The sequence below is a fragment of the Lentzea sp. NPDC054927 genome (genome assembly GCF_053610285.1).
On record NZ_JBSGXZ010000005.1, the window covers coordinates 71,656 to 85,796 of the forward strand.

A 14,141-nucleotide genomic window follows, 5' to 3' on the forward strand; every position below is an offset into this window, starting at 1 on the left:
GCGCACTTCGCAATCCTTCAGTCGGCGGAAAACGAAGCTTCCTCTGCACGAGTGAGGTTCCGGCGAATTCGATGGGGGCCGGATCCCGCGGAATTATCAGAAGGGCTCATAGTGCTCAAGAAATTCACCCTTGTGGCGATGATGGGCGCGCTGATCAGCGTGTCCTTCGGTGCGGCCACCGCTTCCGCGGCGACGGCCCGCAACGGGTCTTGTGAGGCAGGCGAGTTCTGCCTGTACTTCAACAGCAACCAGGAAGGCTCGGTTTCGGACTTCAACACGTCCGTTCCGGACTACGGCGACGACCAGCCGAGCTGCTACGACTTCAAGAGCGCGGGCAATGGTCAGGGCCTGTGCGTGAAGAACAACGCCGCCGCTGTCTGGAACCGCACGAGCGGCCCGGTCACGGTGTACTTCAACAGCGGTTACGCCGGTCCCCGGCAGACGATCGCGGCCGGTGCCAAGGCCAACCTGAACTCGGACCTCAAGAACGAGAACGCGGCCCACAAGCTGGGTGACGGTGGCGGCACGCCTCCGCCGGACGGCTCCTACGGCGTCCCGGTCACCAACCCGCACCCGTCGGCGACCGCCCGTGCGCCTCAGGCCACGAAGCGCACGCAGCACGTGGACGACCAGATCAGGGCCAAGACCGGCGAGAAGGACTGCTGGGTGGGCGACTACCGCAGCGGCGAGTCGTCGACGAGCAACCACAACACCGGTAACGCTCTCGACTGCACGATCTCCAACGGAATCGGGTCCTACCCGTCCGCCGCGCAGAAGGAACAGGGCTGGAAGCTGGCCCGCTGGCTGCAGAAGTACGCCTCGCAGCTCGACGTCCGCTACGTGATCTGGCAGGGCAAGATCTGGAGCGTGGCGCGTGCCTCCGAGGGCTGGCGCAACTACACCGCGGGCAGCGGTGTGACCGGTGGTCACTACGACCACGTCCACGTCTCGATCCAGAACCCTCACGGCGACTGATCGCAGCGAAATTTCGGTTCTGAAAAAGAGGCGAGTGCTCACCCGAGCACTCGCCTCTTTTGTTTCCTCTACGCCAGACTCACCAGCGCCGCCGCATCTGTATTCCCCTGCAACGAGGAGCACGAATGCGTCTGGCACAACGAGTCGCGGTGATCGCCGGTACAGCCCTCCTGACGGTGGCCGCGATCCAGCCACCAGCTTCAGCGGGTCCGGTGGGCAGCGGGTGGAGTGAGTACAACCCCGCCTGGAACCTGCAGATCCAGAGCAGCGGCAAGATCACGAGCTACCCGAGCAGCACGAACAGCGCGTCCGGGCCCGGCGGGTCCTACCTGCGGTCCGGCGGGGTGCAGACGTTCAAGCTCTTCAACAACGGCTCCAACCGCGTCGAGGCACGAATCCAGGACAACTACCGGACCGGGCAGCGGCAGTTCGAGGGTGAGCTCAAGGTGACCGCGGGCACGGACGACGAGAGCGCCATGCAGATCTTCGGCAACGACGGTGACGGCGCCACCACGTTGATGATCAGGTCCTACGCGAAGAGCGGCGGCACGCTGCGGGGTGGCGGCAAAGACCTGATCAGTGGCATCAACGGCAAGTGGGTGCGCGTCAACGTCACGCACAACGCCACTGCGAGCGGTGGCAGCTATTCCATCTACATCAACGGCAAGCTCGTGCACACGAACAACGGGCCCAAGGGCGATCACTACTTCAAGTACGGCGTGTACGGCACGTTGCACACGGACAACGCGGAGCACCAGTGGCGCAACGTGCACTTCTACCGCAAGTGATCAGTACAGCAAGTGATCAGGGGCGCAGGTCGTGGACGATCAGTGACGCGGCGAGCAGCCTGATGTCCGCCGGGTCGGCCGGGTTGTAGCCGGTCAGTTCGGTGACGCGGCGCAGGCGGTAGTTCAGCGTGTTGCGGTGCAGGTGCAGGCTGTCGGCCGTGCGGTGGCGGTTGTGGTCGCTGTTGATGAACACCCTCAGCGTGTGCAGCAGGTCCGGGTGTTCGGCCAGGCGGTCCATCACGCGGGCCAGGCGTTTGCGGCCGGGGCCCGGGCGGCAGAGCTGGTACTCGAGCAACACGTCGTCCAGCACGTACGCGCCCGGCGGGCGGCCCAGTTTCTGGACCAGTTCGGCGATGTCCGCGGCTTGGCGGGCCGCGGTGGGGATGTCCTCGCGACTCTCCGCCGCGGCGATGCCGCCCATCAGGCCGATGCCCGCGGCCGTGTGCAGCTTGGTGACCAGGTCGGTGGCGTCGGCGAGTTCCTGGTCGAGCGTGTCCGCCGAGGTGGGCAGCAGCACGGTGCCGCCGTCGTGGTCCAGGGCGGAGAGGGCGTGTTGGGGCATTTCGGCTCGTAGGCGTCGCGCCAACCCGTGGGCTGCGAGCCTTGTGTCGTTGCCGTCGGCGCCCTCTGGCCGTGTCGTCGCTTCTACGCGTACGGCCAGGACTACGTAGTGGCTGGAGAGCTCCAGGCCGATTCGTTCGGCCAGCGGTTCGGCTTCGCGGCCGGTCAGCAGGGCGGCGACCAGGGCTCGGCCTGCCTCGCGGCGTTCGGCGTGGAGGGCCTGCTGTTCGGTGAGGTAGGAGGCGGCGACGGCGGGCACGGCGCCGCTCAGGAACTGCAGCAGGGCGGGCACGGTCGCCAGCAGGTCGCCCACCTCGTGCTCTTCGGTCACGCTGGCCATCGACATCCACCCCACGTGCGCGGCGACGTGGTAGGTGCTCAGCACGACGTCGAGGGGGACGCCTTGCTGTGCTCTGCGCACGGCCGTGGCGATCTGGTCGGCCATCTCCTCGGGCGCGGGTGGTCGTTGTTCGCGCAGGGCACGCAGGAAGACCTGCAGGTTCCGGCTCACCGCCTCGGTGATCTCGCGGTCGACGAGCTGGTGCGGCAGCTGCCGGTAGGCCGCAGATCTGGCGAAGAACGCCTCCAGCACCTTCTCGGCGATGCTCGGGATCTGCGTCGCGGCGCGCTCGTACAGCGGGGCGTTCGGGTCCGGTGCGGGGATGTCGACCACCGGCAGAGGCTTGCGCATGCCGCGGCCCCTGGCCATCGCCCGAAACGGTCGACTTTGGTGGGCGGTGTGCACGAACGGGGGTAGCCGGCGTTGTGCATTTGACCCAAACGTTTGACCTGTTCGAGTGATGGACGGTGGGCGCGGCTTCTGGTCCGGGCGAGAATCGGCAGTTCGTACCGGCAGGGGCAGGGTGACTTGGCACATCACGCGAGAAGCGTCCAAGAATGCATGAAACTGTTGCTGCGGCGTGGATTTCAGCGGACTGTCGTGCACGACCGCATGACGCGCGTCAACGCCGTGATGTTCCGGCGAGTCTGGCGGGGCACGAACGAGACCGTGCTCGCGTACTCCGACTCGGAGGCGCTGGCTTACCGGGTGCCGGAGGGCGACGTCGACCCGGCGGACCCGTTCGTCGTCGATCCTGATCTAGCGCTGTGGCAGTGCGGCGGCGAGTTCCTCGACGTGGCCGGTCAGCTGCTCGAACTGCCACCGGTGGCGGGGCAGTCCGCGTTCGGGGCGCGCTGACGTCAGCCGTCAGGCGTTCTGCTGCCGGCGCACCATCTCATTGATCCAGATGGGCGCGAACGGCGACGTGCAGTTCGGTGGCGTCGGGTAGTCCTTGAGCACTTCCAGGCGTTCGCCGATGCCGATCGCACGGGCGCGCAGTGCCGGGTGCTCGATCCCGATCTGGGCCAGGCAATGGTTCATCGCCCACTGCAGGCGGTCGTCAGCGCCCTTCATCTCCGCTTCGACGGTGTCGAGCAGACCGTCGAGGTTCAGGCCGGCCGGTGACTTGGCGACGCGGTCGGTGGTCAGGGCCCAGCCCGCGCTCGCGACCACCGGGTCCGGGTCGGCGAACCACGTCTCGCGCAGGTCCTCGGCGTGCGGGCTCTTCTTCACCACGTAGTTCACGAGCCAGTCGTGGACCTTCGGGCGGCGGGCCTCGCGCAGCATGGTGTCGAGCTGGTCGCGGGAGAACGCCTTGGGGCGGCAGATCAGCAGGGCCAGCAGCCGGGCCGCGGTGTCACCCGTGGCCCACAGCTCCAGCGCCAGTTCCTGCTGGGTCTTCAGGCGTTTGGCGACCGCGCGGAGCTTGCTGAGGTTCACGCCGTGGTCGTCACCGTGCTTCTCGTTGATCGCACGTGCCTTCGGGTCCTCCAGTGCGGCCAGCTCGGCCATCACCTCGGCCACCGTCGTTTCCGCCACCGTCCGACCTCCCGTTCGCCACCGGTGCCGGACAGCCTACGAGCCGGAACGCCGAAAGGCGGGTTGTGCCCCGGCACAGGGCACAACCCGCGGGAAAGGAGTGATCAGCCGATGACGAACTCCTGGGCGCGGTGGTTGATGCAGAGGTTCTGGTGCAGCTTCGACTTGTTGTTGAAGTTGCGGCCGGAGATCTCCAGGCACAGGCCGCTGTGACGCGCCCTGAACTTCAGGGTGCCGGAAGCGGTGTACTCCACCAGGAACTGCTGGTTGTACTTGGTGGCGTTGCAGGTGTACTGCGTGGCGTCGGCGGTCGGGTCCTGGCTCGAGTCCCAGATGTCGACGCACTTGGCGCTGTGCGCTGCCTTGATCCGGACGGCGCCGCTGCCGTCGCCGACCTCCTCCAGCGTCCACTGCTGGTGGGTCTTGGAGGCGTCGCAGGTGTACTGCGCGATGGCGGCCTTGTTGTCGCGGCTGCCGTCGGCCACGTCGAGGCACTTGGCGCTGTGGGAGTTGCGGAGCAGGTCGTAGGTGACAGCGGCGGACGCGGTCCCTGCGCTCGCACCCGCGAACGCCACCGCGGCGGCCGTCAGTGCGATCGCGGCGCTGATGCGGCGAAGAAACGTCCTGGACATGTGCCCTCCGAAGGTCTGCTGACGACCGGTTCCCTGCGACCGGTCTGTCGCAAATGAGAGTGGACGTCCGGTGTTCGGCAGGGATTCGGGAACTGTGTGATCGGCTGCTCAGCGGCCTTTTCGGTGCTCCTGAAGGGGAGTGTGGCTGGTGGAGTTCGGACTGCTCGGCACTGTCGAGGTCCGCGTAGGTGATCGGGTCGTCGACGTCGGTCACTCCCGGCAGAGGTGTGTGCTGGCGGTGTTGCTGGTGGAGGCGAACCGGCTGGTGCCGGTCGACGTGCTGGTGGACCGGGTGTGGGGCGAGCAGGTTCCGCACCGTGCGCGCAACGCGGTCGCCGGGTACGTGTCGCGGTTGCGGCAGGCCCTTCCGGACGAGGTGCGCATCGTCGGGCGGCAGGGCGGTTACGTGCTGACCGTCGACCCGATGTCGGTGGACCTGCACCGGTTCGACCACCTCGTGGCACGGGCGCGGGTGGAACCGGACGAAGCCGTTGTGCTGCTTGCCGATGCGCTCGAGCTGTGGCGGGGAGAGGCTTTCTCCACTTTGGACACTCCATGGCTCGCGAGCGTGCGATCCGCCCTGGAGGCACGCCGGCTCGCGGCCCTGCTGGACCGCAACGATCTGGCGCTGGAGCAGGGACGGCACACCGAGTTGCTGGCGGAGCTGGACGCGACGGCCGCGGCGTTCCCGTTGGACGAGCGGCTGGCCGGGCAGCTGATGCTGGCGCTGTACCGCTGCGGGCGGCAGGCGGACGCGTTGCTGCGGTACGAGCAGGTCCGGCTGCGGCTGGCGGACGAGCTCGGTGCCGATCCCGGACCTGAACTGCGCCTGCTGCACAAGAAGATCCTCACTGCGGACCTGGCGTTGCCGGTGGGTCAGCCGGCTGTGGTGCCGAGGCAGCTGCCCGCGCCGCCGCGGTCGTTCGCCGGACGGGCTCGCGAACTCACGGCGCTCGACGCGGTTCTTTCCGGCAGGCATCCGGTCGTGGCCGCGGTGTCCGGCATGCCAGGGGTGGGCAAGACGGCGTTGGCCCTGCACTGGGCGCATCGGGTCGCGGCACGGTTCCCGGACGGGCAGCTGTACGTCAACCTGCGCGGGTTCGACCCGAGCGGAGCGGTGATGACGCCGGATGAGGCTGTGCGGGTGATGCTCGGCGCGCTCGGCCTGGACCCGTTGGCGGGCCTGGACGCGCAGGTCAGCCAGTACCGCAGTGCGTTGGCGGACAAGCGAATGCTGATCCTGCTCGACAACGCCCGTGACGCGGACCAGGTCCGGTCGCTGCTGCCCGGCAGCCCGGGGTGTCTGGTGCTGGTGACCAGCCGCATCCGGCTGACCGGCCTGGTCGCGGCGGACGGCGCGCACCCCGTCGCGGTGGACCTGCTGTCCGAGCAGGAGTCACGTGACCTGCTCGCCGATCGCCTGGGCGCTCACCGGATCGCCGATTCCGCCGCCACGGCCGAGATCATCACGCGGTGCGCCGGCCTGCCGCTCGCGCTGACCGTCGTGGCCGCTCGCGCCGCCTGCACCGGGTTCCCGCTGCGAGCGATCGCCGCCGAGCTGAGCGAAGGCCTCGACCCGTTCGACGGTGGCGACCCGGCCACGGACGTCCGCACGGTGTTCTCCTGGTCCTACCGGGCGGTGGGACCGCAGGCCGCCCGGCTGTTCCGCCTGCTCGGTCTGCATCCCGGCCCGGACGTCTCGGTGGAGGACGCCGCCGCGCTCTTCGGGGCGCCGCAGGTCCGGCCGCTGCTGGCCGAACTGACCCGCGCGCACCTGCTCGCCGAACGCAGACCCGGCCGCTATGTCCTGCACGACCTCCTGCGCGCCTACGCCGTAGAACTGGCCCAGATCCACGACACCGGCGTCGACGACTTCACGCAGGCCCTGGCGTGGTTCACCGCCGAGCACCACGCCCTGCGCGCTCAGTCGCTCAGCGCCGCGACTACCGGGCACTGCTCCTGAACACCGTTGGCCGCGACGTCGAGCAACGCCAGGCGCACCCGGCCCAGGTCGCGCATCCGGTCCTCGATCTCGGCGACCTTGCCGGTGATCACGCCGTCCAGGTCGGCGAGTTCCGGTGAGCTCGACACGGCCAGGATCTGCTCCACCTCGGTGAGGGTGAAGCCGAGTCGTGCCGCGCGGCGGATGAACTTCAGCCGCTTCAGGGCTTCCTGGTCGTAGTGGCGGTAGCCGCCGTGGGTGCGGGTGGTGGGGTTGACCAGGCCACGGCGCTCGTAGAACCGCACGGTGCTGATGCCCACGCCGGCGGCGCGGGCCAGTTCGGAGATGCGCACCACCGGAAACTACCTCCGGACCAGGGCCCGCAGCTGGACGACGCCCCAGAACAGTTCCAGCACCAGGAACACGGCCAGGACCGGCGTCTGCCCGTTCCACAACGCCCACCCGAACCACAGGCTGAACAGCGCCCGACCGACGGTGTCGATGGTGATGAGCAACGGCTCGGGGCGCCGCCACCGCGCGATGGACCACATCACCACCACCGTGCCGAACAGCGTGGCGAACAACAGCGTCATCGTGTTGTAGGCGGTGCCGAACAGATCCAGCATCAGGGCGGCGGTCCAGGGCGTGACGAACGCGATGCTCGCCACGAGGTCGTACAGCGCGCCGGCCCTGCCCCAGCGGGCCACGGAGGTTTCCATGGCGATCACGATGAACTCTGCACCGTGGTGCCGAGTCAAGCCGGCGACGAACGCCTCAGTCGTGGTTGCGGTACCACCAGAGGTAGAAGCTCCCGAACACGACCGCGAGCAGACCCAAGCCACCCGCCGTGTAGTACATCCAGATCATGTCGCCGTGCTTCGCCTCTGGCGAGTACACCTGGTTCGGATCGCCGACCTCGAACGCGCGAACGCTGTCGCCTTTGGCGAAGCCCTTCGGCAGTTGGCCCGCCAGTCCAACGTCGGTGCGGGTCACCCTGCCGTCGTCGCTGGTGAACTTCCCGTCCCAACTGCTGCACGGCGTGGCCCTGCTGCGACCGCCGCACAACGGCTCCTCGACGAACAGGTAGACGCCGGGCGTGCCGAGGTCGAAGGTGACCTTGGTCGCCACCACCACGGCTTCGGCCTGAAAGAGCATCACCAGGATGCCGGCAGCGATCACGATGCCGGCGATCCCGCGTCGTGGTTCCCTCAATGCCCACCCCCTGCCACCACTAACGTTGCCGGGTGAGGAGCTGTTGAGTCGAGGGGGACGCGTGTCCGGCCAGATCATGCGTCACGCCGCTCAGATCGAGGCCGTGCGCGTGCGGTTCGTGGCCGTGCACCAGGCCAGCGCGGTCGTCGTCGGCGACGAGATCGTGTACGGGCGGCTGTGCCGGTGGGTCGTCGAGACCGTTCTGGAGAAGCACGCCAGGCAGGACGAGCTGGTCGAGTACGTGGAGGAGAACCTGCGCCTCATCGTGGCCGGGTTGTGCGACCTCTACGGCGTCGAGCGGCTGGAACCGGATCCCGTGCGCGAGGCCGCGTTGCCGTCGTTGGTGGCACCGGTCGAGGAGACCGCCGGGACGGCGATGGAGCGGATCGGGCCGCTCAGGGACGTCCTGGACGAGCTCACCGGACGGCCGGACGTGATCACCGCGCATGCTCTGACCTGGTACAACATCGCGGTCGAGCAGCGTGACATGGCGAACGACCTCGCGGCCTTCCTCGACCACGACGTGCCGGGATGGGACGGCGCCGAGGAACATCTGCGGCTGATGGGCCACAACGTCGAGGCGATCCGGGGGCTCAGCTCGGTGTCGGCGGCGTTCGCGGAGATCACCGAGAGCGTCGGCGTGCTGGTCGCGCAGACCCGGCGGCTCGTGCGCGAGCTGGTGGTCAGCCTGGCCGTGGCGCCGACAGACGTGACGCTCTGGCGGCTGGCCTGCCGGATCGCGGTGTACGGGGTGGCGCTCAACGCCACCCTCACGCACCTGGAGAACCGGCTGGAGGGCTAGGTTTCTACGCCGTGGCTGCACGGCGGGCGCGGCGCTTGGCGATCGACGGCAGGAACCACATGTAGACGCCGGTGCCCATGAGGACGAACAGCGGCAGCAGCGGCACGTACGACACCCAGATCACCGAGTTGTCCACGGTCAGCGCGACCGCGGTGAACACGACGGTGGCCATGAAGAACATGCTCACCAGGCGGTGGAACTTGCGGATCCCCTTGCTGCTGCTCATTTTCTCGCCCTTCCAGGTCGTCTGTTGTCGTGCACGACGTTAGGGGCGGACGGCTCGCGGTGCTTCTCGATTCCTGACCGGACGATCGCGCGGGCTTCCTCCGGCGTGAGGTTGCCCGTGAGGGTCAGGCTCGCGAGGCCGAGGGCGAGGGCCAGCAGCTCCCGCGCGGCCGAGCCGGTCAGCGCGGTCAGCAGGGCGATGAGGTCGTCGTAGCCCTGCCGGAGCTGCTCGGCCAGTTCGGGCCGGGTGAGGGTGTGCGTCTCGAACGCCTGCGCCACGCGGAACAGCCGGCGGTCCTCGTCGGTCGCGGGGATCAGCTCGGTCAGGAGGGCCTCGACCGGCTCCGCGCTGCCCGCGACCCTGGCCTGGACGCGGGCGGTGCCGCGGTCGTTGATCGCGGTGAACGCGGCCGTCAGCAGGTCGTCCTTGCTGGGGAAGTAGTGCTGGACCCTGCCCACGGACACGCCTGCCTGCTCGGCGACGCGGCGGATGCTCACCTGGTGGGTGCCTTCGGTGTCGACGATCGCGAACACCGCTTCCAGGATCGCGCCGCGCCGTTCGTCGTGGGCGGCACCCCGGCCTCGCACAGGCTTCACGCGCATCCCCTTTTCAAGACGTTCGCATTGATTTGACCACGAGCTGCGGGCGGGCTACCGTTCGGGTATCAAATCGATACGATCGTATTGATCAGGGGGCGTCGTGGAGCTGATCGCGCTGGTGTTGCTGGTGCAAGGGGGCGGCGGGTTGATCAACAACCTGTCCGGTGGGTCGAGGAGCTGGTTCGCGCTGAACTACCTGGAGATGCCGGACGCGCTGCGCATCACGGCGTACGCGGTGATGGTCGTGCTGGGATTGGTGCTGGTCGTCCGACGGTTCGGGTGGGCCTGGTTCAGGGACTAGTACTGTCGCGTGCCATGCAGTTCCAGTCCCCGGTGCTGGTGGGTCGGAGCGAGGAGGCCTCGGCACTGCGGGCCGCGGTGGCACGGGCCGAGCAGCGTCGCGGTGGCGCGATGTTCCTGGTGGGAGAACCGGGAATCGGCAAGTCACGGCTGGCGTCCGAGCTCGTCGGGCACGCCTCGCAACGCGGATTTCGCGTGCTCAGGGGACGGGCGAGCCGCGCGGTGCCGTTGCGGGCGCTGTGCGAGGCGGTTCTGTCGGCGTTTCGCAAGGTTGACGCACCGGACGAGAAGCAGCTCGGCGCCTATCTGCCCGTGCTGCGGCGAATGACTCCGGACGCGCCCGCTGGTGTGCCGGATCCGGCCGTGGTCAGGGCCGAGGCGGTGCTGAGGTTGCTGACCGCCGAGAAAACCGTTGTGCTGCTTGAAGATCTGCACGAGGCGGACGGCGAGACGCTGGCCGTGGTCGACTACCTGCTCGACAACCTCGCGGACGAACCGGTGCTGCTGCTCGCCACGCTGCGACCGCATTCCGATGGCGCGCAACAACTCGCGGACTCGGCTGCGGCACGCCGGGTCGCGGGTGTGTTGCGGCTCAACGGTTTGACAGACGACGAGGTGGCCGAACTCGCCGGACACCGCCTCGGCGGACCCGTGCCCGCCGACGTGCTGGCCACGCTCACCAGGATCGCCGACGGGGTGCCGTTCGTCGTCGAGGAGCTGCTCAACAGCGATCTGCGGGCCGGTGTGCCGCCCACGGTCGCGGCGGCGACGTTGCAACGGGTGGACGCGCTCGGCCCCGAGTGCATCGCGCTGCTCGAAGCCGCCGCGATCTTCGGGCGGACGTTCCCGCTCGACGTCGTCGCGGCCGTCGCGAAGTGCGCGGACGCGACGCGGTTGTTGCAGGACGCCGAACGCGCGCAGCTCGTCCACGGCCACAAGTTCCGGCACGTGCTGACCGCCGAAGCGATCCAGGGCCGGATGACGCCGACGGCCCGCGCGGCGCTCGCCCGTCAAGCAGCCGAGACCACGGAAGCGCTGCGCCCCAACGAACTGGAGCTCATCGCCGAGCTGTGGGAAGCGGGTGGCGACACGAGCAAGGCCATCGGCTGCCTCGTCCAGGCCGGACGGCACGCCGCCGCACTCGGCCGGTTCGGCACGGCGGTCGAGCTGCTCGAACGCGGACAGGCCCTCCTCAACGACGACCCGGACCTCGCGGCCGACCTGCTCGACGCGCTCGCCGTGGTGCTCCCGCTCGCCGCGGTCGTCGTCCCGGCCGACAACGGCGCGCGGGCATTCGCGCTGGGGGAACGACTTCAGCAGGCGCTCACCGCGGCGCACGCCGAGCCGGAACGAAGAGCCGCCGTCCGGCTCGCCCAGGCGCGGGTCGCGGCCGTCGCGGGCCAGTGGGAACGCGGTCTCGACCTGCTCGCGACGGAGAAGGAGACCTGCGCGACGATCGACGTCGTCAAGGCGACGCTGCTGCTCGGGCTCAACCAGCTGGACCTGCTGCCCAAGGCCCGCGCACTGGCCGAACGCGCTGCCGCCACGGGCACCCCGGAGATCGTCTGCGAAGCCCTCGAGGTGCTCACCCGGTGCACGCGGGGGCAGGATCTCGCCGAGGCGCGGCAGCACGTCCAACGCTGGCAGCAGGTCGCCGAACAGCACGGGCTCGCGGCGTGGCGGCTGCGGGCGTTGCTGGAGCTCGGCATCACCGACAAGTACCTGACCATCGGCGTCGACACGCTGCTCGCGGCCCGCCGGGCAGCGCTCGACACGGGCGCGATCGTCATCCTCATCGCGACCGACCTGCACCTGGGCGCCACCTACCTCGTGCGCGGCGAGTACGAGGAGTCCGCGAAGTACGGCGCCAGCGCGGGTGAGGCCGCCGAGAAGCTGGGCCTGCACGCGTTGAAGGCACTGGCCGTCGCCATCGAGGCGGGCATCGCGGCCATGCACGGCGACCGCAAGGCGACCGACCGGGCGCTGACCCAGCTGCGTGATCACGGCGGTTCGGAGGAGATCTGGTCGTACAGCTCGGCGATCTGCGCGTTGATGGAGGAGCGGTACGACCGCGCGCTGGCCGAGTTCGACGAGGTGGAGAAGGCCGTCACGGAACCGCGGATCCTGCGCGGCACCTTCTACCAGGGCCCGCGGCTGCTGGTGCGGGTCGCGCACGGGCTCGCGGGCTGGCCGGAGTACGAACGGCTGGCCGAGTCGCACCTCGCCCAGGTCCAGCTGCACCGGATCTACTTCGCCTGGAGCCGCGCGATCCTGCTCGGCCGCGACGGCCGTAAGACCCAGGCCGACCAGGCGGCGGCGGAAGCGCTGGCACTCAGCACCGGACTCGGCCTGCCGCGCCATCTCGGACTGCGGCTGGCCGGTCCGCGGGCGCTGGCCGACGGCTGGGGCGAGCCGCTGGAGTGGTTGAGAGAGGCCGAGGAGCACTTCCACCGGCACGACGTCGCCGCGGTGGCCGCCGCCTGCCGGGCGGTGCTGCGCGAGGCAGGCGCACCCCAGCAACGACGGCGGCGCGACCACGGCACCGTGCCCGCCGAGCTGCGCAAAGCCGGCGTGACGGTCCGGGAGTTCGAGGTGCTGCGCCTGGTCGTGGAACGGTTCGGCAACGCCGAGATCGCCGAGCGGCTGTTCCTGTCGCCGCGCACCGTCGAACGCCATGTCGCGAGCCTCAAGGCCCGCACCGGTCAGCCGACCAGGGCCGCGCTCATCACCTATGCACGTCCGGTAATTGGGGGCTCTTCCCGCATGTGAGCCCGCCCGGCGCCCGCAAGACTCCTGGACGACCGGCGGCGCTGGACTCGGAGGGGTGTTCAGCGCCGCCGTGACGCATGACGGAAACTTTCCTGGCGCGCGATGTCGATCCTGGCGTCGCCTGTTCGACGCACTCATGACAGCAAGTGCGACCACCAAGGAGAAACCCGATGCGCACCCTCATCGCCACCGCGTTCGTCTCGCTCGACGGCGTCGTCGAAGCCCCCGGCGGCGAGCCCGGTCACCGCAGCTCCGGCTGGACCTTCAAGGACATCGAGTTCGACGAGGCCGCCTACGAGATCAAGGGCCGTGAGCAGGAAGAAGCCGCGGCGATGATGATGGGCCGGGTCAGCTACGAGGCCTTCTCCCCGGTGTGGCCGACGCTCGACTACTTCCCGCAGTACAACGTCATGCCGAAGTACGTCGTGTCCAGCACGCTGAAGGAAGACCAGCTGGTCGACAACTGGGGCGACATCACGATCCTGCGGTCGCTGGACGACGTGGCCGCGCTGAAGGAGACCGAGGGCGGCCCGATCTCCATCCACGGCAGCGCGACGCTCAACCGCAACCTGTCCGACGCGGGCCTGATCGACCGCTACCACCTGCTGGTGTTCCCGGTGCTGCTCGGCGCGGGCAAGCGGCTGTTCAGCGAGACCGACAAGGACAAGCAGCTGCTGAAGGTCGTCGAGAGCGAGTCGTACGGGAACGGCATCCAGAAGCTGGTCTACGACGTCGTGCGCTGACGCACCAGTTCGTCGAGCCGGATCCACGCCGGCGAGTAGTCCTGCACGTGTGCGCCGAGCAGTGACTGCTCGTCGGCGGAGACCACCTCGTGGATCGTCTGCGCCGACTCCTGCCGCAGCCTTGCCGCCATCACGTCGGCCAGCTCGTGGAGCCGCGGATCGGCCGGATCCCAGTCGTGGGCCTGGTCGTAGGTGACGTAGAACTCGCGGAAGTCCGGGTCCGCCAGCTGCTCCCGCTTCTGGGCGATCCAGCCCAGCGCCTGGTCCGGGTAGCTCGCGGCGAGCAGGATCCACCCGTCGCGTTCGAAGCGCACGCCGCGTTCGCTGACGCCCAGCGCGCGCAGCTGGTCGAGGTAGTCGGTGATCTCGGCGGGCAGGAACATCCGGTCGCCCGCCTGGAGCGCGGCGACGCCGAGTTTGCGTTGCTGGAGCTCCTCGATCTGCCGCGTGAGGCCGTGATCGATCTCCTCGATCGCCGTGGCGAACTGCTCCGGCGTCGCCCTGATCAGTTCGTGGACGCGGGTCAGCGGGACGCCGGCCTCGGTGAGGGTGCGGATGCGGATCAGGTCGACGACGGCCTGGGCGGGGTAGCGCCGGTAGCCGGAGTGGTCGCGTTCCGGTTCGGGGAGCAGGCCGGTCTGGTGGTAGTGGCGCACCGCCCGCACCGTGACGCCGACGTACTCGGCGAGTCGCTTGATCGTCAGCACGCCTTT

17 protein-coding genes are annotated in these 14,141 nt (G+C 69.1%); 8 read left to right on the plus strand and 9 right to left on the minus strand.

The window, feature by feature from the left end; translation table 11 throughout:
- Positions 1-111 precede the first annotated feature (111 nt).
- Both ACWGE0_RS10315 and ACWGE0_RS10320 read left to right on the plus strand, forming a co-directional pair.
- Positions 112-975: a peptidase inhibitor family I36 protein gene (locus ACWGE0_RS10315; RefSeq protein ID WP_452260592.1), complete on the plus strand. Its 864-nt coding sequence runs from the start codon at positions 112-114 to the stop codon at positions 973-975.
- A gap of 125 nt (positions 976-1,100) precedes the next feature.
- Positions 1,101-1,763, plus strand: a complete 663-nt coding sequence (locus tag ACWGE0_RS10320; protein ID WP_452260593.1) for a hypothetical protein — start codon at positions 1,101-1,103, stop codon at positions 1,761-1,763.
- A 16-nt stretch (positions 1,764-1,779) separates the two neighbouring features.
- Here the strand turns inward: ACWGE0_RS10320 and ACWGE0_RS10325 are convergent, their stop codons facing one another.
- A complete protein-coding gene (locus tag ACWGE0_RS10325; protein ID WP_452260594.1) occupies positions 1,780-3,015 on the minus strand; it encodes a PucR family transcriptional regulator in 1,236 nt (411 codons plus the stop codon).
- A gap of 210 nt (positions 3,016-3,225) precedes the next feature.
- Between ACWGE0_RS10325 and ACWGE0_RS10330 the strand changes: the two genes are divergently transcribed.
- Entirely contained in the window at positions 3,226-3,522 is a 297-nt protein-coding gene (locus ACWGE0_RS10330; RefSeq protein ID WP_452260595.1) for a hypothetical protein, read from the plus strand.
- Between the two features lie 9 nt (positions 3,523-3,531).
- Here the strand turns inward: ACWGE0_RS10330 and ACWGE0_RS10335 are convergent, their stop codons facing one another.
- Positions 3,532-4,203 carry a DNA alkylation repair protein gene (locus ACWGE0_RS10335; RefSeq protein WP_452260596.1) on the minus strand — a complete coding sequence of 224 codons (672 nt, stop codon included), beginning with the start codon at positions 4,201-4,203 and terminating at the stop codon, positions 3,532-3,534.
- 104 nt (positions 4,204-4,307) lie between these two features.
- The gene (locus tag ACWGE0_RS10340; RefSeq protein WP_452260597.1) at positions 4,308-4,835 is read right to left on the minus strand and encodes an RICIN domain-containing protein; all 528 of its coding nucleotides are present in this window, start codon (positions 4,833-4,835) and stop codon (positions 4,308-4,310) included.
- Positions 4,836-4,983: 148 nt separating this feature from the next.
- Between ACWGE0_RS10340 and ACWGE0_RS10345 the strand changes: the two genes are divergently transcribed.
- Complete coding sequence (locus ACWGE0_RS10345) at positions 4,984-6,798, plus strand: BTAD domain-containing putative transcriptional regulator (RefSeq protein WP_452260598.1); 1,815 nt, start codon at positions 4,984-4,986, stop codon at positions 6,796-6,798.
- Here the strand turns inward: ACWGE0_RS10345 and ACWGE0_RS10350 are convergent.
- The 3 genes from ACWGE0_RS10350 to ACWGE0_RS10360 are packed head-to-tail and all read right to left on the minus strand — an operon-like array spanning position 6,759 to position 7,989.
- Positions 6,759-7,130, minus strand: coding sequence for a MerR family transcriptional regulator (locus ACWGE0_RS10350; protein WP_452260599.1), 372 nt, complete (start codon positions 7,128-7,130; stop codon positions 6,759-6,761). The genes ACWGE0_RS10345 and ACWGE0_RS10350 overlap by 40 nt on opposite strands.
- A gap of 9 nt (positions 7,131-7,139) precedes the next feature.
- Positions 7,140-7,496, minus strand: a complete 357-nt coding sequence (locus tag ACWGE0_RS10355; protein WP_452260600.1) for a hypothetical protein — start codon at positions 7,494-7,496, stop codon at positions 7,140-7,142.
- Positions 7,497-7,551: 55 nt separating this feature from the next.
- On the minus strand, positions 7,552-7,989 hold the full coding sequence (locus tag ACWGE0_RS10360; protein WP_452260601.1) for a hypothetical protein: 438 nt from the start codon (positions 7,987-7,989) through the stop codon (positions 7,552-7,554).
- A 61-nt stretch (positions 7,990-8,050) separates the two neighbouring features.
- On the opposite strand from ACWGE0_RS10360, the gene ACWGE0_RS10365 reads away from it, so the two are divergent.
- Complete coding sequence (locus tag ACWGE0_RS10365) at positions 8,051-8,791, plus strand: hypothetical protein (protein ID WP_452260602.1); 741 nt, start codon at positions 8,051-8,053, stop codon at positions 8,789-8,791.
- 4 nt (positions 8,792-8,795) lie between these two features.
- On the opposite strand, the gene ACWGE0_RS10370 is transcribed toward ACWGE0_RS10365, so the two are convergent.
- Both ACWGE0_RS10370 and ACWGE0_RS10375 read right to left on the minus strand, forming a co-directional pair.
- A complete protein-coding gene (locus ACWGE0_RS10370; RefSeq protein WP_452260603.1) occupies positions 8,796-9,017 on the minus strand; it encodes a hypothetical protein in 222 nt (73 codons plus the stop codon).
- A complete protein-coding gene (locus ACWGE0_RS10375; RefSeq protein WP_452260604.1) occupies positions 9,014-9,613 on the minus strand; it encodes a TetR/AcrR family transcriptional regulator in 600 nt (199 codons plus the stop codon). Before ACWGE0_RS10375 ends, ACWGE0_RS10370 begins: the two co-directional genes overlap by 4 nt.
- Positions 9,614-9,716: 103 nt before the next feature.
- Here ACWGE0_RS10375 and ACWGE0_RS10380 point away from each other — a divergent pair, with 103 nt between their 5' ends.
- The 3 genes from ACWGE0_RS10380 to ACWGE0_RS10390 all read left to right on the plus strand — a co-directional run bounded on the left by ACWGE0_RS10380 (position 9,717) and on the right by ACWGE0_RS10390 (position 13,428).
- The gene (locus ACWGE0_RS10380; protein ID WP_452260605.1) at positions 9,717-9,917 is read left to right on the plus strand and encodes a hypothetical protein; all 201 of its coding nucleotides are present in this window, start codon (positions 9,717-9,719) and stop codon (positions 9,915-9,917) included.
- A 14-nt stretch (positions 9,918-9,931) separates the two neighbouring features.
- A complete protein-coding gene (locus ACWGE0_RS10385) occupies positions 9,932-12,685 on the plus strand; it encodes an ATP-binding protein (protein ID WP_452260606.1) in 2,754 nt (917 codons plus the stop codon).
- A 170-nt stretch (positions 12,686-12,855) separates the two neighbouring features.
- Positions 12,856-13,428, plus strand: coding sequence for a dihydrofolate reductase family protein (locus ACWGE0_RS10390; protein WP_452260607.1), 573 nt, complete (start codon positions 12,856-12,858; stop codon positions 13,426-13,428).
- On the opposite strand, the gene ACWGE0_RS10395 is transcribed toward ACWGE0_RS10390, so the two are convergent.
- Positions 13,410-14,135, minus strand: coding sequence for a MerR family transcriptional regulator (locus ACWGE0_RS10395; RefSeq protein ID WP_452260608.1), 726 nt, complete (start codon positions 14,133-14,135; stop codon positions 13,410-13,412). The genes ACWGE0_RS10390 and ACWGE0_RS10395 overlap by 19 nt on opposite strands.
- Between the last annotated feature and the right edge of the window lie 6 nt (positions 14,136-14,141).